Annotated in this window: 20 protein-coding genes and 1 pseudogene; 3 read left to right on the forward strand and 18 right to left on the reverse strand. The window is 33.0% G+C overall.

Annotated features, from left to right (window positions below; translation table 11 throughout):
- Positions 1–72: 72 nt before the first annotated feature.
- The 5 genes from ACTXGU_RS01350 to ACTXGU_RS01370 form a co-directional block, all read right to left on the reverse strand.
- Positions 73–1,356, reverse strand: coding sequence for an aminotransferase class I/II-fold pyridoxal phosphate-dependent enzyme (locus tag ACTXGU_RS01350; RefSeq protein ID WP_443479689.1), 1,284 nt, complete (start codon positions 1,354–1,356; stop codon positions 73–75).
- Between the two features lie 495 nt (positions 1,357–1,851).
- The gene (locus ACTXGU_RS01355) at positions 1,852–2,607 is read right to left on the reverse strand and encodes an exodeoxyribonuclease III (RefSeq protein ID WP_443479690.1); all 756 of its coding nucleotides are present in this window, start codon (positions 2,605–2,607) and stop codon (positions 1,852–1,854) included.
- 330 nt (positions 2,608–2,937) lie between these two features.
- Entirely contained in the window at positions 2,938–3,558 is a 621-nt protein-coding gene (locus ACTXGU_RS01360; protein ID WP_443479691.1) for a nitroreductase family protein, read from the reverse strand.
- Between the two features lie 207 nt (positions 3,559–3,765).
- On the reverse strand, positions 3,766–4,206 hold the full coding sequence (locus tag ACTXGU_RS01365) for a CoxG family protein (protein ID WP_443479692.1): 441 nt from the start codon (positions 4,204–4,206) through the stop codon (positions 3,766–3,768).
- Between the two features lie 104 nt (positions 4,207–4,310).
- Entirely contained in the window at positions 4,311–5,270 is a 960-nt protein-coding gene (locus ACTXGU_RS01370) for a tyrosine-type recombinase/integrase (RefSeq protein WP_443479693.1), read from the reverse strand.
- Positions 5,271–5,489: 219 nt separating this feature from the next.
- Between ACTXGU_RS01370 and ACTXGU_RS01375 the strand changes: the two genes are divergently transcribed.
- Both ACTXGU_RS01375 and ACTXGU_RS01380 read left to right on the forward strand, forming a co-directional pair.
- Positions 5,490–5,792 carry a DUF5658 family protein gene (locus ACTXGU_RS01375; protein WP_443479694.1) on the forward strand — a complete coding sequence of 101 codons (303 nt, stop codon included), beginning with the start codon at positions 5,490–5,492 and terminating at the stop codon, positions 5,790–5,792.
- 99 nt (positions 5,793–5,891) lie between these two features.
- Positions 5,892–6,149: a DUF2533 family protein gene (locus tag ACTXGU_RS01380; RefSeq protein WP_443479695.1), complete on the forward strand. Its 258-nt coding sequence runs from the start codon at positions 5,892–5,894 to the stop codon at positions 6,147–6,149.
- Positions 6,150–6,552: 403 nt separating this feature from the next.
- Here ACTXGU_RS01380 and ACTXGU_RS01385 read toward each other — a convergent pair whose 3' ends face one another.
- The 13 genes and pseudogenes from ACTXGU_RS01385 to ACTXGU_RS01445 all read right to left on the reverse strand — a co-directional run bounded on the left by ACTXGU_RS01385 (position 6,553) and on the right by ACTXGU_RS01445 (position 17,840).
- Positions 6,553–6,984, reverse strand: a complete 432-nt coding sequence (locus tag ACTXGU_RS01385; RefSeq protein ID WP_443479696.1) for an RrF2 family transcriptional regulator — start codon at positions 6,982–6,984, stop codon at positions 6,553–6,555.
- Positions 6,985–7,043: 59 nt separating this feature from the next.
- Complete coding sequence (locus ACTXGU_RS01390) at positions 7,044–8,408, reverse strand: MFS transporter (RefSeq protein WP_443479697.1); 1,365 nt, start codon at positions 8,406–8,408, stop codon at positions 7,044–7,046.
- Between the two features lie 207 nt (positions 8,409–8,615).
- A complete protein-coding gene (locus tag ACTXGU_RS01395) occupies positions 8,616–9,071 on the reverse strand; it encodes a hypothetical protein (RefSeq protein ID WP_443479698.1) in 456 nt (151 codons plus the stop codon).
- A gap of 444 nt (positions 9,072–9,515) precedes the next feature.
- A complete protein-coding gene (locus ACTXGU_RS01400) occupies positions 9,516–10,109 on the reverse strand; it encodes a type 1 glutamine amidotransferase family protein (RefSeq protein WP_443479803.1) in 594 nt (197 codons plus the stop codon).
- 126 nt (positions 10,110–10,235) lie between these two features.
- Positions 10,236–10,592, reverse strand: a pseudogene (locus tag ACTXGU_RS01405) (Tn3 family transposase); the annotation flags it as partial.
- 99 nt (positions 10,593–10,691) lie between these two features.
- Positions 10,692–11,324 carry a type 1 glutamine amidotransferase family protein gene (locus ACTXGU_RS01410; RefSeq protein WP_038182224.1) on the reverse strand — a complete coding sequence of 211 codons (633 nt, stop codon included), beginning with the start codon at positions 11,322–11,324 and terminating at the stop codon, positions 10,692–10,694.
- A gap of 74 nt (positions 11,325–11,398) precedes the next feature.
- Positions 11,399–12,361, reverse strand: a complete 963-nt coding sequence (locus ACTXGU_RS01415; protein WP_047155544.1) for a helix-turn-helix transcriptional regulator — start codon at positions 12,359–12,361, stop codon at positions 11,399–11,401.
- 63 nt (positions 12,362–12,424) lie between these two features.
- Positions 12,425–13,000: a recombinase family protein gene (locus ACTXGU_RS01420; protein WP_033728358.1), complete on the reverse strand. Its 576-nt coding sequence runs from the start codon at positions 12,998–13,000 to the stop codon at positions 12,425–12,427.
- 195 nt (positions 13,001–13,195) lie between these two features.
- Positions 13,196–14,143 (reverse strand): AlbA family DNA-binding domain-containing protein, encoded by a 948-nt coding sequence (locus ACTXGU_RS01425; RefSeq protein WP_443479699.1) that lies wholly within the window; start codon positions 14,141–14,143, stop codon positions 13,196–13,198.
- Positions 14,144–14,364: 221 nt separating this feature from the next.
- Positions 14,365–14,799 (reverse strand): NUDIX hydrolase, encoded by a 435-nt coding sequence (locus ACTXGU_RS01430; RefSeq protein ID WP_141434276.1) that lies wholly within the window; start codon positions 14,797–14,799, stop codon positions 14,365–14,367.
- A gap of 213 nt (positions 14,800–15,012) precedes the next feature.
- Positions 15,013–15,825, reverse strand: a complete 813-nt coding sequence (locus tag ACTXGU_RS01435; protein WP_443479700.1) for an AAA family ATPase — start codon at positions 15,823–15,825, stop codon at positions 15,013–15,015.
- Positions 15,818–17,266: a Mu transposase C-terminal domain-containing protein gene (locus ACTXGU_RS01440; RefSeq protein ID WP_443479701.1), complete on the reverse strand. Its 1,449-nt coding sequence runs from the start codon at positions 17,264–17,266 to the stop codon at positions 15,818–15,820. The genes ACTXGU_RS01435 and ACTXGU_RS01440 overlap by 8 nt, the downstream gene beginning before the upstream one ends.
- A 19-nt stretch (positions 17,267–17,285) precedes the next feature.
- Entirely contained in the window at positions 17,286–17,840 is a 555-nt protein-coding gene (locus ACTXGU_RS01445) for a recombinase family protein (protein ID WP_443479702.1), read from the reverse strand.
- Positions 17,841–18,223: 383 nt separating this feature from the next.
- Between ACTXGU_RS01445 and ACTXGU_RS01450 the strand changes: the two genes are divergently transcribed.
- A complete protein-coding gene (locus ACTXGU_RS01450) occupies positions 18,224–19,174 on the forward strand; it encodes a serine hydrolase domain-containing protein (RefSeq protein WP_443479703.1) in 951 nt (316 codons plus the stop codon).
- Positions 19,175–19,390 lie beyond the last annotated feature (216 nt).

The raw sequence follows: 19,390 nt of genomic DNA on the forward strand, positions 1-19,390 counted from the left end.
ATCTAGATTATCTAGTTTAGAATTTTTCATATTTTCTAACTATAGTTATATCAGTTTACTCAAACTGGTCTTTTATTTATTTTGAAGTAACTTTTTAATACTCGCTAGTTGTACACATAAACATAATACCTCAATTGCCGTTTTTAATTCTGTTGTCGTTGGGTATGTAGGAGCTATGCGAATATTTCTATCTCTAGGGTCTTTTCCATAAGGAAATGTCGCTCCTGCTTTCGTTAATGTAACGCCAGCTTCAGAAGCAAGCTTTACTACTTCTGCTGCACAACCATCTAATGTATTTAAACTGATAAAATAACCGCCTTTAGGTTTGCTCCATGAGGCAATTTTATATTGGCTTAATTGGGAATCAAGCACGTTTAATACGATATCGAATTTAGGTTTGATGATATCACCATGTTTTTTCATATGTAATGTAATATGTTCCAAGTTCTTTAAAAAACGAACATGCCGTAGCTGATTAATCTTATCTGGACCAATTGTTTGTACAGAAAGCTGCTCTCGAATAAAGGAAATGTTTTCTTCACTGGCTGCCATCACTGCAACACCAGATCCTGGTAATGTCACCTTAGATGTAGAAGCAAAGATAAAAACTCGATTAGGATGACCTGCATCGCGACAAGCTTTTAGGATACTTTTTAAATGAGGCTGTTCATTTGTTAAATGATGAACAGTATATGCATCATCCCAGAAAATTTTAAAATCATTGGCTTTCGAAGACATATTTGCAAGTCGGTTAACCACTTCATCACTATATATTATACCTTCTGGATTGCTATATTTAGGAACACACCAAATCCCTTTTATCGAGTCATCTTTACTTACTAGTTCTTCAATTTTATCCATATCTGGTCCATCATCTAACATGTCTATTGTGATCATTTCGATATTAAAAAATTCGCAAATAGCAAAGTGCCTATCATAACCTGGACTTGGACACAAAAACTTTACTTTAGGTAATTTTACCCATGGCAAGTCACTGTCAATAACCCCTTTTATTAATGCCCTCGATATCGTATCATACATTAAATTAAGACTAGAATTACCGCCAACAATTATTTCTTGAGGACTTACTTGCAGTATTTCAGCAAATAGATTTTTTGTTTCTGTTAAACCATCCACTGATCCATAGTTGCGAATATCTATTTTATCAGCTGCTTCCATTTCACCAGCATCCAAAATGGTGAAAAGATCAGATGAAAGCTCTAGTTGATCCGGACTAGGCTTTCCTCTAGACATATCTAATGATAGCTTTTTATCTTTAAATTCCGAATATTTTTTCTCAAAATTTGCATATAGTTCCTCTAAATTTGTATGATTTAAAGTGCTTAAGTTTGACAAAATGAACCCCTCCTAATTTCCTTGAAATTTTACATGATTAATAAATTTTTACGGTGTTTCATGAATAAACTTTTTCCTATATGTTAGCAACTTCAACAATCATAATTTCGATTACATGCGGCCAATTTTTTATAGGAATTCAATGGTAAATTCGATATATTCATTATACGAAAAAATCGAACTCTTTTCACTGAAATTTCGGAAAAATCAAGTGGAGAGTCTACTTCAATAGATTGCTGTTGAGTACTTCTTCTCCCATTTTTTTACTTAAAAAACAACAAACTTTGAGAAAACCCACCCGTCTTTTTAAAATTTTACTTGTAAGTTTATTTCTAAGGACTTTAGAAAAGCGTCTTGAAAATGTGCTTTTTATCGTAGAGTCACATTTTTCAAGACGCTATCACTTTATCGGTGAAATTGTTTTTCGCTTCAATTAGATTCCAATCTACACTATATCCATTTTTAAAAGTGTATCAATCGTCCCCTTCTTTCAAACTATATGTTAATAGTCAAAGAGACTGGACAGTGATCGCTGCCCATGATATGACAATGACTTTCTACATCGATCAGCTTATCTTTTAAACTTTCCGATAAAATAAAATAATCAATTCTCCAACCGATATTTCTTTCTCTTACTTTTGCCATATACGACCACCATGTATATACATCCGTTTTTTCGGGATAAAGATAACGGAACGAATCAATAAAACCTGCTGCAAGCAAAGTGCTCATTTCCCCTCGTTCTTCTAGCGTAAAGCCGGAATTCCCCATGTTTGATTTTGCATTTTTTAAATCGATTTCTTGATGAGCTACATTTAAATCGCCGCAATAAATAACGGGTTTTTTTTCCTGCAGGGAAATTAAATAGCTTTGTAGTTGTTTTTCCCATTCCAATCGATACGGCAGTCTGCTCAAATCTCGTTTTGCATTTGGTGTATACACATTTACTAAATAAAATGTGTCAAATTCAAGGGTAATCGCTCTTCCTTCTCGCTCTTCAAAATCATCTCCCAGTCCATAAGCGACGGAAAGTGGTTTTATTTTTGAAAATACGGCCGTACCCGAATAGCCTTTTCTTTCTGCATAATTCCAAAACTGATGATAGCCATCCAGTTCTAATGAGATTTGTCCTTCTTGTAATTTTGATTCTTGAATACAAAATATATCTGCATTTATTTCGTGAAAAAAATCAAGAAATCCCTTTTTCACACATGCTCTAATTCCATTTACATTCCATGTTACTATTTTCATGAAAAAAAGCTAACTCCTATCGTTTATTATTTCATTCTATATGATAGATTAACAGAATTATGTTTTTTCATAAAGAATTTTTACATGGTTATTCAATCACCCTGACATGAATCCCTATTTATTTATCTATGTCTTACTATAAGAGGAGACAAACTTGCTTCAATTTTTTCACTTTGTGATTCATACCATGCGGGCAACATTGATATTTATCCTAGATGAGAATCCTCTTAATCAACAGTAAATCCAGGGGAATCTGTTGCTATTTCACTATAAAAATCAAAATTCTCTTGTGGATTACAGCCAATTGCTGAAATATGATGTTTTCCTCGCTTACAGAAAGGTAACAAATTCACCAACAGGTTTACGATAACCACGCGGCTTTCGACTTTCTACCTTTTCTTTTCCGATCGTAATCATAAGTACAGGTTCTAGGTTGTCATCAATTTTTAATAATTCGCGAACTTTTTCTTGATCAAAACCTATCATGGGACAAGTATCCCATCCTTTATTTTTTGCTGCAAGCATAAAGAGCATCGCTGATAAAGATGCATTGCGTATCGCTTCATCTCTTTGAAAAACAATTCCGCGATTTTCATGTAATTGAATGACTTCTTGGACCATTGCTTCATATTGGATATCATTTAAAATCCCTAACATATTTAAGCCTTCATAAATTTTTGCCACGTTTTGATATGCTTGTTTATCACCTAAAACAATAATAACTGCAGAGGATGTTTTAATCTTGTATTGACCATACGCTGCCTCTCTTAATTGTTCTTTTAATGCATGGTCCTGAATGACTATATATTGGGCGTGCTGCAAATTAAACGCACTTGGCGCTAATTTCACTTCTTCAAATATTTCGTTTAATTCTTGCTTGGAAATTGATACATTTTCAACAAAATTGTTAGCAGATCTTCTGTTTTTTATAATCGTTTCAAAATTTGTCATTGGATATAGTCTCCTTTTAATAAGTTAACCTTGTTAATAGGTTTATTGTACTAGAAAATTATTTCGAATTCAAGATATTTGAATGAAATGAAAACAGCACTCCCTCTACTTTTGTTTACATAATATTATTATTGTTTTTATAAAGATATGAAAAAACCTAATAATAGATAATTAGGTTTTTAGTTTACATAATGTTATTATAGTAGCTTATAAACTCTCTATCTCTTTACAAATACTAATCGTCAATTCCTGTATTAATTCATCTAACTTTGGTTCAAGCATACTGTTCTTCATACTCGCAAACGTACCAACAGCTTCTATTTGTAGGAAGCTTGTCATTTTTGTTTCCTTTTTGGAAATGGGACTTGCCAAAAAATAGCCGCTGCCAGTAAATTTATCGTTTATTCCTGTTAATTTAAACGTTATTTTACTTGGTTCTTCCCATTTTAGAATATCTACCCTCAATTGAATTTGTTTCTGAATAAAACCAAAATCCGTTTTAAACTCCCATGTAGAGACTAAATCAGACAGAACTTGATGTTGAATATAACCAGGAACAAGTGGTGCCCAGTTGTTGATAGATCGTACGAAATTCCATACTTTCTGAATGTCTGCTTTTACAATGATGCTATGTTTTTTCTGAGGCATCGCAACACTTCCTTACTAAGCACTTATATTTCTATTTCTATGCATAGATAAGTAAAATATGCCTATATCCAACCGTTAGTTTACATAATATTATTATGGTGATATCAAGATAAATAATCTGAGATTTCCATATCCATCGCTTGCTCTTTTTGGCTATCTGAAACATGCGTATACTTTTGAGTTGTATTTAAATTTGTATGTCCTAATAATTCCTGAACAGTTCGTATATCTCTTCCATCTCGGACTAAATGTGTTGCAAAGGAGTGCCTTAATTTATGACTGGAGATTCCTTTCGCTTTCCAATGAAACTCTGGAAATTCCTGCTCAACTCCATTACAGATTCTTTCTGTTATTTCTTGTATTCTTCTACGAGAAATTCTTTTTCCTCGTCTGGAAATAAAAATAGCCTCTTCATACCCTTTCATTGGTAGAATTCTATCCTCCTGAATATAATAGAGCAACTCATCATATAAGGCTGCTGGAAGTGGAATATATCTTGATTTATTGCCTTTCCCGATCACTTGTATTCCTTTTTTATGAGTATGAATCGATGTTACATTTAACGTATGTATTTCTGTTACACGAAGGCCGGCAAATGCCATTAAACCTAGCATCACTTTATTTCTTCGTACATGCTGTTTTTGTGATACTTTCTCAATCATTGCGAAAAATGATTTTAACTCCTCCTTTTCCAGATAACTAGGCAGTTTGCCTTTTTGTTCTTTGGCACTTTCATAGTCATTCGCTGGATTTTTTGCAACGAGTTCATAATCGATTAAACATTTATAAAAGGAGCGAATCGCAGTTAACCGTCTATTTCTAGATTCAGCACTGTTTGCTCGTTTCGTTTTTAATTCATTCATAAATAATGTTAACGTAATTTTTTTCACTTCTTCTAAAGGAACTTTTTGTTGTTTTTTGCGGGTAATAAATTCTAAATAGAATAAAATATCGCGAAGATAATTGTCGATAGTGAATCTACTATAATCCTTATTATCCATATGTGTCGTAAAGATCGTTAATTCTTCTTCATACCATTGCGATAAAAGTTCTTTTTCTATCATTATATCCTTCCACCTATCTATTAATTTACTAGTTTAAGTATACTATATTCCTTCAAAAACCGCACATAAGAGATATTATGCGCGGTAATGCAGTAGAATCCATTACAATAGAATTATTTGCACTTTCATTAGCAAGTACCTATTTCATTTCTTCATTAAAATAGCGATAATTAGTAAAAAGTTTCCATTTTGGTTATACTTATACTAGGAGCTGATTGTATGAAAATATTATTTATTTTGCTTAGTTTATTTAATCTGGCTGATGGACTTTTCACTTGTATTGGATTGCATTTACATTTCATTTCAGAATCTAATCCGCTTATGGAAAGTATATGGAATATTTCTCCCTTTCTGTTTCTTTTTTGCAAAATTACTCTTTCCGTTTTGTTATTTTGCATTTCGATGCTTTTTTTAACTAGGCATCAAAAAACATGGACGATTTTCCTGTTTGTCCCACTAAGTTTATATTTATGCATTATGCTGCTTCATTTTGCTTGGATCGTTACAGCAGTTTCATTTTAGTTTACTATAATTATGTTATGTAATTTAATAAATGTTCTTTCATTTTTTTAAAAACAATATTACAATGAAGAAAGATTGATAAAAAAGGGGTAGTAAATCATGAGTGTACATAAAGCAATTACAAAACATGTGGAACAAGTAAATAGTCGGGTGAATGTTTTTAAACAATTGGATGATTTGCGTGAACAATATATTGAAGAAGCCTTACAGCTTTGTTCAAAAGGAGAAAGCTTCTCTGTTCAAAAAATAAATGAAGTAACAGAAGAAATCAATACAATGGCAAAACTAGGAGTTACTCCGACACGAAAAGTAGTAACAATCGAAATGGTTAAGGAATACGCAGAAAAGTTGAAATGATTAAAAAAGCAGAATTTCTACTAGATGGAAGAAATTCTGCTTTTTTAATCATAAAGGATGCAAATGATAGAAAATTTAATCAATATGTCTAAAGAAACAATAGGAAGAAAAAAAATTAATCTAAAAGGCATAGTGACAGGGTTCCTGCTGTAGACCGCAAAGTAAAATTGGTGAAATAATAAAACGCGCCCTATTTTTTTATTTCTTCAAGCCTTCTTCTATTGACTGCTCTATATAAAGAACCTGGATAGGTTACACTTAGTTGGACAGATATTTTAAGGTCAAGTAGAATACGAATAAGACAATTAGAGGAGAAGCTACAATGACCAAAAAAGCACGCCGAACATTTACTGCGGAATTCAAACAACAAATGGCCTTTTCCGCTATATATCATAGCTTTCATTTAATCCTCCATAATTTCCCATACAGTTTTCTTTTTCAAAACCTCTAACATCGCTTGTTCAGCTTCATTTAATAAATCACTAACCTGATTGAGTTGCTTTTCGACTTGTTGAGCGTGTTCAAATTTAGAGACATCAAATCCTTGATAAAACTTAAACATGGCTTTACTGCCTTCTATCGCTTTAAAAATGTCAAATAAAGTAATGTTTTGCGTTTTTTTCATTAACATTAAACCACCTGAAATGCCCGTTTTTGAAGTAATTAGGCCTTCGTTTTTTAGCAATCCGACCAGTCGTTTTACACTTGGAATTGGCATATTTAGTTTTTCTGAAATACTCTGTATTGACAAGTATTTAGATTGTTCTTCCTCTGACTTTATGCTGATATACAGAATAATTTCTGTAGCTTGTGAAAATGCGATTGAATATGACATGGGATAATTCTCCTATTTGGTATAATTAAGTTATTTTAATTATACCAAATAGTTAAAGTTTAATCCATCTTTTTTCTTTTAAAGAGAAGACTCACCATTGATGTTAAAAACACAAAGAAAAGCGCAACTTTATATATACTTGTGAAAGCTGAAATTTGGGTATATTTAACATCAATTTCTTGAATGTTGCTATTAAGAGCTGAGATAAAAACCGCAAAAGCAAAAACTAGACCAACTTGACGCAAAACAAACAAAACAGATTGCGAAGCTGTCAGTAGATCACCTTTAAAATCACTCGCCCCTAAAACTTGAACTGGCCCAAGTAAAAGTCCATATCCAGCACCTAATAAAGCACAAGCAACATAAATTTGTATCGTGCTAGTCATACTTATCGTTGCAAAAAGACTATAAGAAATTCCCATCAAAATAAATCCTAAGAAAATAATTAGTCTAGCACCAATTTTTGAAATCAACATAGAAGCCATCGGTGAAAAAATAGAAAGTACAATGCTAATAATCGTCAAAAGTAACGCAGCTGCCAATTCAGTTTGATGTTGAATTTTAACAAAATAAGTTGGCAAAATAATGAACACCCCAACAAAGAAAACTGTACTCAAAACCATAGTTAAAGCCGCACCGTTGAACTGGCGATAACTAAAGAGCTTCATTGGAATCATAGGGTAATCAATTTTATTTTCATACCAAATAAATGCGAGCAATGAGATGAAACTAATTGCAAATAAACTCATTATAGCCAGACTTGTCCAATGCCAAGCATTGCCCTGTATTGAGGCAAGTGTTAAGGTAAACAACGTTGAAATACAAAGAAGCGATCCGATGACGTCAATTTTTTCATTATTTACAGTTTCATTTTTAAAATCTAGTGTGTAAAAACATAAAGCAATAATGAGGAAAATGATTGGAGCATTTACAAAAAAGACCCAACGCCAAGAAAAGTATTGCGTCAAAACACCTCCAATACTGGGACCAAGCGCTCCCGCTAGACCCTGAGTCATTGCAACTGTTGCAATAATTGGTTTTCTGTTTTCCACAGCAACTGTTGAATAAGCAATCGTCATTGATAAAGGTAGCACAATCGCTGCACCGAATGCTTGCATAAGACGCCCGCCAATTAGAAATGCAACATTACCTGCAGCACCTGAAACAAGTGAACCTATTAGAAAAACAACAATACCAATCAAAAATGACTTATTTAGCCCGATACGTCCTGCCACCTTCCCTAAAGGAATCGCAAAAGCCGCAAATAATAGACTATAAACATTTAATGCCCAGTTCAAAGCTGTTAAATTTGTGTTCAAACTTACTTGGATACTTGCCAATGCAATATTCATTACCGTTGTATCAAGCAAGGTCAAGAAGACACCTAAACACATTGCAATTATAATTAATATGTTTTTATTCATGTCACATTCCTTTCTTAAAATACATAACTGAAAAATAACCACTTAAAAATAATTTAGAATTTTGATACACAGTGAAGAGACATAATCCTATTCCTTTATTTTTCTTTCCTTTTACTGGGATCGTTTGAATCAATATATCGTTACTTCTTTGAACAATATCTCTATATTTTTTAAATTCTTCAATGATATGATACTCGGCATCTGAACCTAAAAATCTAGATAGACTGTTACCATAGAAGTTTGTCTACATAATTCAGTTAATAGACTTGCTTCAATGTGTTCCTGATTGACATGGTCTAAATTTATTTCAGTTGTATGTGTAACATCACCTGAAAACAAACCAATTTTTGTCTTTATTGGCAACTCAATTTCTGAAATCATAACATTTTCCTGCGATGTTTTATGAACTATATTTTTATCTACTAACCTTATTTTTGTTCCCAATAAACCACTGAAATTAATTTTTTCTAAACATTGAAGCAGACACTTTTTATCAGAAGGTGTGATTCTTGACTTTAAATAATTTTCTAAATTATGTTTTTCTAGACAGCCTTGAGTTTTAAAATCTTGAGCTACTAAACAATTTTCAAGCATATAGCGAAATGCTGTCAGGCTTTCTTCATCAGATACTACTAGTACTTTTTCTTCTCCTTTCCTTGTCAAAAGTTAAAACGTAACGTACTTCACTGAACTTTACCTCTACTTCTTGCATAAATAACCTCATTTCTTTCATTAAAATAATAAGCATAATTAGTATAAGTCATTTATACTAATTTATCAATTATCAAGCATAAATATTTTTCTAATTTATTAATAAGTCGGTGAATAGTATGAATTTTATTAATCCTAACAAAACAGATTTTTGGGATTCTGAAATTGAAAAAATACTCTATTATGAGTTAGTAAATAACATGCCCAGTACAATATGGGGTCCTACCAACAAAAAGCGCAAAACATACGCTAAGCAAATTTCGACATAAAGAAAGCCGATTTTCCCTACGTTAAGGAAGTATCGGCTTTTATAGTTGCTTTGGAATTTAAAGTTTGACCATTGCTGTGATCCATCCTTATGCCATTAAAGCGCTCGGTTCCGGAGGATTGATTAAATTAACCAAAATACGGGTTCCCATATTTTTCGCAATAATTATAAAAACCATGCCTATTCATATACATCATTTTTTCAATATTTTCAGGGGTATCAAATTCTATCAATTCCAAAATTAAATTAGTAAATTCAATAGGAGCCGTTCCATTTGCAGTAACCAAATTTTTATCTTTTACTGCTTGTTTCTCTAGAAAACTGCTAGTAGGATTATAATTTTCATAATCATTCCAAATATAAACTGAGTTACCAGTATGGTTATGATCATTTAGAAAACCGTTTCTTGCCAAGAAGTCCACCGCACCACATATAGCTCCTATGGGAATATTGTTTTGAAATGTAGTTTTGATTAACTGTAAAAGCTTCTTATTATCATTACTCCATGAATTTCCGCCAATCATCACTAGTAAATTAAAATCTTCAGGTTCAGACCCAATGATATAATCGACAGAAGTTTTAAAGCCACCTATTGAACTTACAATACTATCTAAAGAAATAGTATTAACAGACCAATCCTCTCTTTGATTTAATGTCGATGATAAGTAGGCACCTTCCCAATCTGCATACTCGTCTAATATAAGAAATAACGCCTTTTTCAAACTATATTTCCCCCGTATATTTTTAGTTTTTGAGTGTAGTTGTGCAACAATCTGGCCCGTTTGTTGAATTGTCACAATTTGGCTTCCCAACGTAATTGTATCAAACTTTTCAAATCAACATTTATTTTATTGAATAAGAGGTCGCAACGAATGTAGGCTTGCTATTTTCTTCATATCAAAGGTGTATTCACCAAGAAAATTGATATGTTCCCATCCTAATGGCGAAATATGTTTTAGTAAGTCTTCTCGTAAAATCCCTTTTTCCTTCAGTAAATTTGTTGCTTCGGTTAGATATACGGTATTCCATACGCTAATGACGTTAATTATAATATTTAAGGCACTTGCACGTTGAAGTTGGTCTTGCAGCCCTCGTTCCCGTAACTCACCCCGTTTTCCAAAAAATAATGCTCTTGCCAAACCATTCATTGCTTCCCCTTTGTTCAATCCCCGTTGAATACGCCTACGAAGTGCTTCATGGGGTAGCGTCAGGAAAATGCGGATTTACAACGATAAGGAAATTCCAAATTAAAAAGCCCAACTTCTCTACAAATCAAAATAGAGAAATTAAGCTTTTCAGTTACTTCATTTATTTATTGAATTCATTAACTGGAAGAAGTATTCAGGTTTATGAGTCTTATTTAGGTTATACCATGAATGTAATGCATCTGGTGTAAATACATCTATTTTTTTCAGTACCTCCATTGCAAATTCCAGAGGAGCTATTCCTGATGCAGTAACTAAATTCGCATCAGATACCGCAGATCCCAACTCATAGAACTTTTCTCCTTTATAGTTAGGACATACCATTTTAGTATATTCTAAGTTATTACTTGTATGCTTTCTAGTATCTAAGTATCCCATATTCGCGAGGCCCTCAGTTGCACCACAAATTGCAGCAACAATAGTGCCAAGCTTTAAAGCTTGGCCAATTCTTTCCAAGATAGGTTGATGAATTTCTTCACTCCAAGTAGTCCCTCCTGGTAAAATTAAAAGATCTTTACTCTCAAGAGTACATTCATCAAGGGAAATATCTGGTTTTATGCTCAGTCCTCCCATAGTAGTAATCATTTCTTTATTAGCTCCTACTGTAATTACTTTTAAAGGTGCTAAATCTTTTTTGAAATATCTTCCTGAGTTTAGTTCAGCAATTAAATATCCATATTCCCAGTCCGACATTGTATTAAATACATATAGAAAAACTTTTTTTGTTTGCATCCAATAACACTCCAATCACAATTGATATAGCTATTATAATATAACTTCCCTGACAGTTAACGTCAGGGAAGTTATCATACTTGATGAAATTTTATTAATTCCGACAGAACTTCAATAAGTCTTTTCTTAAGACTTATTGGCTCAATAACTTTAATAGATTTATTGTACGGTAAAAGTAAATAAGGTACATATGTATGTATCATATCTTTTTCAAGAAGAAAAACTGCTTGATTTGAAGTCCGTTCTTGTAAATAATGTCCTAAAAACCAATGTTGGCAAATATCAGCCAATACACTTTTATCCCCATTAATAACCAAAGAAATAATCCCTTCCTTATCTTCTATAGTTGGAAGAAGACTTTTTATAAAAAAGTCACGTGCTGAAAAATTTTCTGGCCGGTTAAACTTATTTTCGGTTAGCATTAGACTTTCAATTCGATCTACTCTAAAACTACGGATATCATTCCTAAGATGACAAAATCCAATCACATACCACTTATTATTCCAATAGATAATTCTGTACGGATCGACCAATCTATAATTTAATTGCTTTTCGCCACTTTTATGGTAAAGAATTTTTACTGAGTACCCGTCAGCTACGGCCTGCTCCAACTCCTTCAAAAAAGGTTCCATAGAGAGTGAACTTAATCGACTTATTACTTCAAGACTAGTTAAATGTTGGTTTATCTTTGTTTCCTGCTCTTGATTTGAGTATTTACTTAGTTTTGAAATGGCCCTATTTAGTGCTTCACCTCCATAATATCCGGCTTCTTCTGCAAAAACAGCAGCGTGAAATAGTGAAGTTTGCTCCTCAAAATCAAAAAAAAGAGGAGCCTCAATAAAATTGTTCAATAAAGTGTATCCACCGTTATGTCCTGGTTCTGAAATTATAGGTACGCCACTTGTTGAAATTGTATCAATATAACGATACACAGTCCTTATATTCATCTCTAACTTTTCTGAAATTTGTTTTGCAGTAATTTTTTCACCTGAACGAAGCATCCATAGAATTGCTAACATATTGTCAATTTTAGGCATATAATTCCACCTCTATATGAAATTTATTTTCTATTATATATTTCCGATTTTTGGTATAACTCATCAACTGTTCCTTTCCGATAGCTTTCTATATAATGAGGCCCTAGACACATTTGTAATTTCACAAATTTGATTTACAGTCATATCTCCCTCTTTATAAAGCTTTACTGCATAATTCATTCCTGCATGATTTTTATGGTACTTCTTTAACCGACCTTTAAACTTTCCTTCTTTCTTAGCCAGTTCAATTCCTTCACGCTGCCGCATACGGATAAGATCACGTTCTAATTGGTTTACACCCGCCATAACCGTAATTAAGAATTGGCTGTAGGGATTATCTTCTGATAAATCTAGCCATGTATCTTTTAAGGATTTTAAATTCGCCTTTTTACTCCGTATGTTATCGATTAATTCAAATAAATCTTGTGTACTACGAGTAATCCGAGTTAAGTCCGTAACATAAATGATGTCACCTTCTTGTATATCCTCTAACATTTTTTGAAGTTGCTCACGATCTTTTGTTGCTCCGGAAACTTTTTCTTCAAAAATAATATCCATTCCGATTTCGTTCAGTTGCTGAAATTGCCTTGAAGGATTCTGGCTAGTTGAACTGACACGTATATAACCGATTTTTCGCAAAATATCACCTCATTTTTGAGACAAGTCTTATGAGACGCTCTTAACTATGATTTTATCAGTCTCCTTGTCACTTTAGGAGGTATTTTGCTTCTATTTTAAGTGTTATTTTGCACTATAAGGAAAAATAAAAAAGCCCAATTTCTCAGCATTGAAATTAAGAAATTGGGCTTTTTTTTACTCCGGAAAAGCGCCCGATTACGGAATAAACCCATTTAACAGCGCTTGATTGCTAAAAGATACTATATCTGATCTTACTTTTGCTCCACTAACATCAGTTAATTCAAGGTACCCTGTTGTATTTGAAAAATCCTTCTCTCTAAATTCAGAGTACTCTTCTTCTCCTTCATATATAAAACCCATATTTACTTTTAATATATCATTTGGAGGTATCTTAATATATTCATCATACTCTAATCGTCTCCATAAATTGTCTACAGTATTAAAAAAGCTATTGTGTTCGAACTTATAAGATTCACGTTCATTTTCAATTAATACTAATTTTGCTTCTTTTACCATGTTTATGTTTTGACCAGTATTTAATATATGAGCATTAAACCCTAAAGTTTTAATTCCTTTTTGACCAACAGCTGGAATTAATGTAAAAATTGTATTTTTTGATAAATGAATTGCTAATCTATACGGTGGAATCACTATTTTATCTCTTTCACTGTACATTAAATCTAAATCATATTTAGTCGCTGCATTTATACTAGTACCTTTACGTACAGGAATAAAATGATGTCTATTATTAAAAGATTTTATTACATGTGGTTTATTTTGTGATTTTGGGATATGGACAATAATAATATTCTTTCCTTCAACTTCTTCTTCATAAAACTCAACATCCATTGGCTCAATAACCTTTTTATATATTAAACCAATTATCTTAGAAGGGTCATCATAATTACTTTGCGGAAAAGGTGAATTAAAAAGGTCTCCATTTTTCCCATCTAATCCTATAATTATATACCCATCATCACCTTGTGTATTAGCCATAGCTGTTACATCCTTTATAAATTCTTCTTGTCCCTTATTTTGCGAAAAATCCCACCACTCTTTTTTTAATTCAATCTTTGGGTTTTCTACAGTCCCACCGTTTTTTATTATTCGACTATACATTTTAATTTCATCAACATATAGCATATTCTCACCCTTATAATCTATTTTTCATAGTTTTCCATTTCTGCATTTTGTGACAAATAACCTCTATTTTTACGGATGAAGAAATTATAAAATCACTTCTCCACTAGCTCCTTATTTCTTTCATAATCTGGACCGATTGTTGAAGTTCAGTGGCTGCTGAAGATGGCTCGCATTTATTGAAACCTAACACTCTTTAGTTGATTTATATAGGTAGAAACAAGTTAAATCCATTTCCTTAAAAGCCTTAGCATATAAGGTTCCTTTAAATATCTTGTAATATTAGTTTTATTATTTAGGTAATCCTTAATTTGAAGTTTCCTGTTCGGTATTAAAAATAAAGGCACTTTTTTTGGATAAAACCAAGCTAACTTTGAAGTCTCTGTTCCATTCTCAATTGCTTTTCCACCTACAATTTTAGCTATAAATAAATGCTGCGTGTCCTGGTATTGAGGACGATGGTACTCCCCAACTTTTTTTACTATACTAATCTTATATCCAGTTTCTTCTTGCGTCTCTCTGATTGCGCATTCTTCTAATGACTCTTCGTTTTCTAATCTACCACCTGGAAAATCCCAAATTGGGTAGTCTTTTCTTTTAACTAATAACAATTTATACTCTTTATTTACAATAATTGTAAAACAGCCTTGTGTATTCATTTCCCTCTCCCAAACGATAATTTACTTTATTTGTTAATTCTTCAAATCCCTTAACGATTCCTTTTTCTTCAGTAAACTAAACTGCCACTTTAATTTAAGTTTATTCCTTCGCATTCTTATACCAACATTATCATTAATATCCATTTTCGTTTAGATGTCTTACTCAATTAAATGGCCCGATTGCTGAACAATCGGGAAAAACTTTTTTTACTTTTACTTTATTCCGATTACTAAACTATCTCGTGCGGCTTCAACAACTTCTGTTGTTATCTTATCAAGATTATTAATTTCAAGTATTCTTTCAATTTGTGTAAATAGTCTTTGTATGAGCCTAAAGTTTCCTCCAGTAATCTTAATTATACTTGTTATTGCTTCATAATCAGAAAAATCTTCAAGCTTTATAGATAGTCCTAACTCTTCCCATTTATATTCTAAAATATGATGGGTTTCATCTTTACTAAGTTTATCAAATTCATGAGCAAATCCAATTCTAGAGTAGAGTTGAGGATACCGGGCTAATCGCTTTTCAATGCCGGGCATTCCAATTAATATCATTGCTATATCATTTCGATCATAAATATCCCTAAGTTGTTCTAAATTTTGCATTTTTAGACGATCAATTTCATCAACAATAATCAAGTCAATGTCATCATAATCATTAGCGGAATACTTTTCTTCTTCTCCTTTAGTGAGGACTTTGTACATTGTCCTCGTCATATTCATTCTAGCTCCAATAAGATTAATCTGTTCAGTCATTTTAGTCGCTCGTACTGCTGGAGCCGTATAAAAAATTGTTTTAGCTTCAAGTATTTCTTCATTTGCGTCTAATCCTATATTGTTAGCTGATTTGTAAGCTATTTGTTTTTCAATGGAACCCCAATTTGAATAATACCTCGATGATAACGTTTTTCCGACACCAGGTAAACCATAACAAATGCCTATGTACTTGTATTTAATGCAATCGTCACAGAACTCGGCAAACCTTTTATATTCCTTTGTTTCAATAAATTTTTGACCTTTATTCATTGAAATACCTCTTTAATTTTGACTTTTTAGCATTTGGTTTGTCTGTGTTGTTCTCAAAATCCTTTTGCTTTGACAAGGCAATTTCCTCTGCAACAGTTTTTCCAGAATCAAATTGTTTTTTTAGATTTCTCCGTACTTTATTTCGTGCTGATACGATCTCCTTTAAATCTACTGTATAATCTGAAATTTCTGGGGAGATAGCCGTACATAAGTATTTATCTTGATAAAACACTCGTATTTCCGCAATATCTCTTGGATCATAACGAATAATGACTGTTTCACCGACGTATGCAGCTAGATTCGTGTCTATATATCTAAGTCCTTGAAAGTGAATCCCATCAGAATGAACCTTCCTTGGTTTAGCAACGTTCAACAGTAATAAATCAAGGCTTTCCAAACTCTCAGGCATATTGGGAAGAAATCCAGAGTTATTCCACGACTGTATCGGTTCTTTTTTGGTTGTCCCATGAATCCTATGGTGATAATTATATAGGATGAAATTCAATAATTTTTTATTTAGTTCCTTAAGGGTAAGAAGTGAAGTAGTAGTCTGATTTCCCAAGTACCCGGGTAAATCTTGTAAAAACAATTGATTAACGGTTAAAAAGAATCTTTCTATTTTCCCTCGCCCTCTCGGAACACCAATTGAAGAAAAGACCAGATTAATTTTCAAATCAATTGCTACTTGCTCCAAATGGTTGGACGTAAAATCACTTCCATGGTCTGTATAAAATGTTTCTGGGATACCGCATATTTGCCAATCTGGATTGCATTTTTTCCATATTGCTTGATGTAAGACCAATGATGTATGTGTAGCTGAGGGGTTTTCAAAGGTTAAAAAATACCCAGCGACTGCTCGGCTGTAATCATCTAAAATAATTGTGAGCCAAGGTCTTTCGGGTTTCCCTTTTTCATTTAAAACTATAATATCTAATGGGGTATGATCGGCCTGCCAAATTTCATTGGGGTAGCTCGCTTCCCTACGATAAACTAAATCATATTGGTTATCGTATGCTTTTTTGCCATCATGCGCTAACTTCTTCAAGCCTGGTGAAAGGGATTGCGATACCTTATACACTTGATAATAACTTGGTTGTTGCCAGCCGTTTTTCTGACATTGCTCACAGATCATTCGATGAATAGATGTTAGTGAATTCCTTTTGTACTTTAAAATCAGTTGTTCAATCGAAGAGACAATTTCCGGTTCTAAATGTATTTTGCCGTTATCACTTCTTGTTTTTCGAATTAAACCTTTTAATCCAAATTGTTTATAGTCCCGAATCCAGTATTGCAACGTTCTCTTTGAAATACCTGTTTCTTCTGTAATGGTGGTTAATGTTTTTTCATTGATAAGATAGGGTGCGATAATTTTATACTTTTCTACTGCTGTTTGCCGTTGTTCTTCCGAATAAGCTGTTAATGGGAGTTGTTCATTTTGCATAGGCATCAACCTTTCCGATTTACTGTCTTTCCAAATAGCGATAAATCGTTGTGCGAGACACACCCCACTTTTCCGCAACATCTTTAATCGGTGTGCCACTTTCAATTAAATCCTTCATCATTTCAATATCTTTAGCTCCATACTTTTCAGGGCGTCCACCTAGACGCCCACGTGCTTTGGCAGCTGCTCGTCCCGCAGCAGAGCGCTCCTCGATCAAATTACGTTCAAATTCTGCAAATGCTGCGAACAAGTGAAACATTAATTGCCCCGTCGCATTGCTTTTGTCCATTGTTATGTTCTCTTGCAGACTATGAAAGCCGATACCTCGATCATTTAAGCTATTTACAATTTGAATCAAGTCTTGCATATTGCGCCCTAGTCGATCTAATCGCCAAACGACAAGCGTATCTCCTTTACGTGCATACTTAAGCGCTTCTTCCAAACCGGGGCGTTGTTTTTTTGATCCACTCATTTTGTCGTGGAAAATCTTCGAACAACCATGTTGCGTTAAAGCATCCAATTGTAAATCCAAATTTTGTAATCCCGTTGATACACGTGCATATCCAATTAGCACAAAACCACTCTTTTCTGATTTTTACCTTTGATTTCATTGTAACATAAGATGTTAAATACATGGTTAATGAACATAGATTAATGAACGGAGTTTTGTTACATTTTAAGCGGTAAAAAACGCCTTCTATGAATCTAAAAGGGGCGTGTTCAGAAAAGGACGAGTTTTGGAACATAAAAATTTCATGAAATTTCCAATAGTTCTTTTGGCAGCATAAATATAGAGAATCTGAAGTAATTTTTCCACATTGTTATTTATATGTAAAAATGAATTGAAAATAATTTTATAATAAATTATTCTTTATTACATCAATATTGATCAATCAATTTAACGAAAGGAATGGATTGATATATTTGACGTCAATGTGTCAATACGAAAAGGTGAGAATGAATAATAATAACTTTGAAGATTTAATAAAAAGAGAATATTCCAATATAGCAGGCATTGCTATTAGAAAAGATGAAAGTTTGATTTATGAAAAATATTTTGATGGGTACACCAAAGATGATGTATTGCATATAGCATCTGTAACAAAAAGTGTAATATCAGTTCTTATTGGTATTGCAATAGATAAAGGATATATCAAAAATACAGAACAGAAAGTTTTAGAATTTTTTCCGGATTACACAGTTAGGCGTGGCGAAAAAACAATACAAAATGTCACCATAAAAAATTTGATGACAATGACTGCACCATATAAATACAAGTCAGAGCCATATACAAAGATTTATACAAGTGATGACTGGGTAAAAGCTACATTGGATTTACTAGGGGGAAAAGGCGGTTTTGAAGAGTTTAAATATTCTACCGTTGGCACACATATTTTATCAGGTGTTCTTACAAATGCAACTGGTCAATCTGTGATTGATTTCGCTACAGAGAGCTTGTTTGAACCTCTTGAAATCAAAGCTCCTAATAATGCATTTATACAAAATAAAGAGGAACATTTCGCTTTTCTTAAGGATAAATATGTAACTGGTTGGGTAATAGACCCTAAAGGTGTAAACACCGCCGGTTGGGGGCTTACTTTAACGCCACGGGATATGGCAAAAATAGGTCAGTTATATTTAAATGGCGGTGTATGGAACGGTAATCAAATTCTATCTTCCAAATGGATAGAGGACAGCACAAAGGAAAAAAGTAGATGGGGAGAGTTGTCATATGGTTACTTGTGGTGGATTGTTGATGATTGCTATGCAGCTTTGGGTGATGGTGGAAATGTAATTTTCATAAACCCCAAAAAGGAAATGGTAGTTACTATTGCTTCTCGCTTCATGCCACGTGCCAAAGATAGAATTGAATTGATTAGAAAGCATATTATTCCATTGTTCGAATAGAGTCAAGAGATTGTGAAGGATTCTACTTAAACTATCGGTAAGGTTAGCTTAACAAGCCAAACAAAAAAGTCGATTCCTTAGAATACAGGAATTCGACTTTTTTTAGGTTGAAATTCTCTTACCATACAAAATGCGTAATGTTGGCGGTACGCCTAATAGGGTATTCCCGGACGATATTTAATTAAAAGGCGCTTTCCGGAGTAACGAGAAAAGTCC

Origin of the sequence: Niallia sp. 01092, assembly GCF_052318935.1 — a bacterium.
Lineage (GTDB): Bacteria > Bacillota > Bacilli > Bacillales > Cytobacillaceae > Niallia.

Bases quoted from the DNA above. Each gene is read 5' to 3' on its own strand.
- ACTXGU_RS01435 (WP_443479700.1), bottom strand. From the start codon at position 15,825: ATGAATAAAGGTCAAAAATTTATTGAAACAAAGGAATATAAAAGGTTT.
- ACTXGU_RS01385 (WP_443479696.1), bottom strand. From the start codon at position 6,984: ATGTCATATTCAATCGCATTTTCACAAGCTACAGAAATTATTCTGTAT.
- ACTXGU_RS01410 (WP_038182224.1), bottom strand. From the start codon at position 11,324: ATGCAAACAAAAAAAGTTTTTCTATATGTATTTAATACAATGTCGGAC.
- ACTXGU_RS01425 (WP_443479699.1), bottom strand. From the start codon at position 14,143: ATGCTATATGTTGATGAAATTAAAATGTATAGTCGAATAATAAAAAAC.
- ACTXGU_RS01380 (WP_443479695.1), top strand. From the start codon at position 5,892: ATGAGTGTACATAAAGCAATTACAAAACATGTGGAACAAGTAAATAGT.
- ACTXGU_RS01390 (WP_443479697.1), bottom strand. From the start codon at position 8,408: ATGAATAAAAACATATTAATTATAATTGCAATGTGTTTAGGTGTCTTC.
- ACTXGU_RS01430 (WP_141434276.1), bottom strand. From the start codon at position 14,799: ATGAATACACAAGGCTGTTTTACAATTATTGTAAATAAAGAGTATAAA.
- ACTXGU_RS01415 (WP_047155544.1), bottom strand. From the start codon at position 12,361: ATGCCTAAAATTGACAATATGTTAGCAATTCTATGGATGCTTCGTTCA.
- ACTXGU_RS01360 (WP_443479691.1), bottom strand. From the start codon at position 3,558: ATGACAAATTTTGAAACGATTATAAAAAACAGAAGATCTGCTAACAAT.
- ACTXGU_RS01365 (WP_443479692.1), bottom strand. From the start codon at position 4,206: ATGCCTCAGAAAAAACATAGCATCATTGTAAAAGCAGACATTCAGAAA.
- ACTXGU_RS01375 (WP_443479694.1), top strand. From the start codon at position 5,490: ATGAAAATATTATTTATTTTGCTTAGTTTATTTAATCTGGCTGATGGA.
- ACTXGU_RS01370 (WP_443479693.1), bottom strand. From the start codon at position 5,270: ATGATAGAAAAAGAACTTTTATCGCAATGGTATGAAGAAGAATTAACG.
- ACTXGU_RS01355 (WP_443479690.1), bottom strand. From the start codon at position 2,607: ATGAAAATAGTAACATGGAATGTAAATGGAATTAGAGCATGTGTGAAA.
- ACTXGU_RS01450 (WP_443479703.1), top strand. From the start codon at position 18,224: ATGAATAATAATAACTTTGAAGATTTAATAAAAAGAGAATATTCCAAT.
- ACTXGU_RS01440 (WP_443479701.1), bottom strand. From the start codon at position 17,266: ATGCAAAATGAACAACTCCCATTAACAGCTTATTCGGAAGAACAACGG.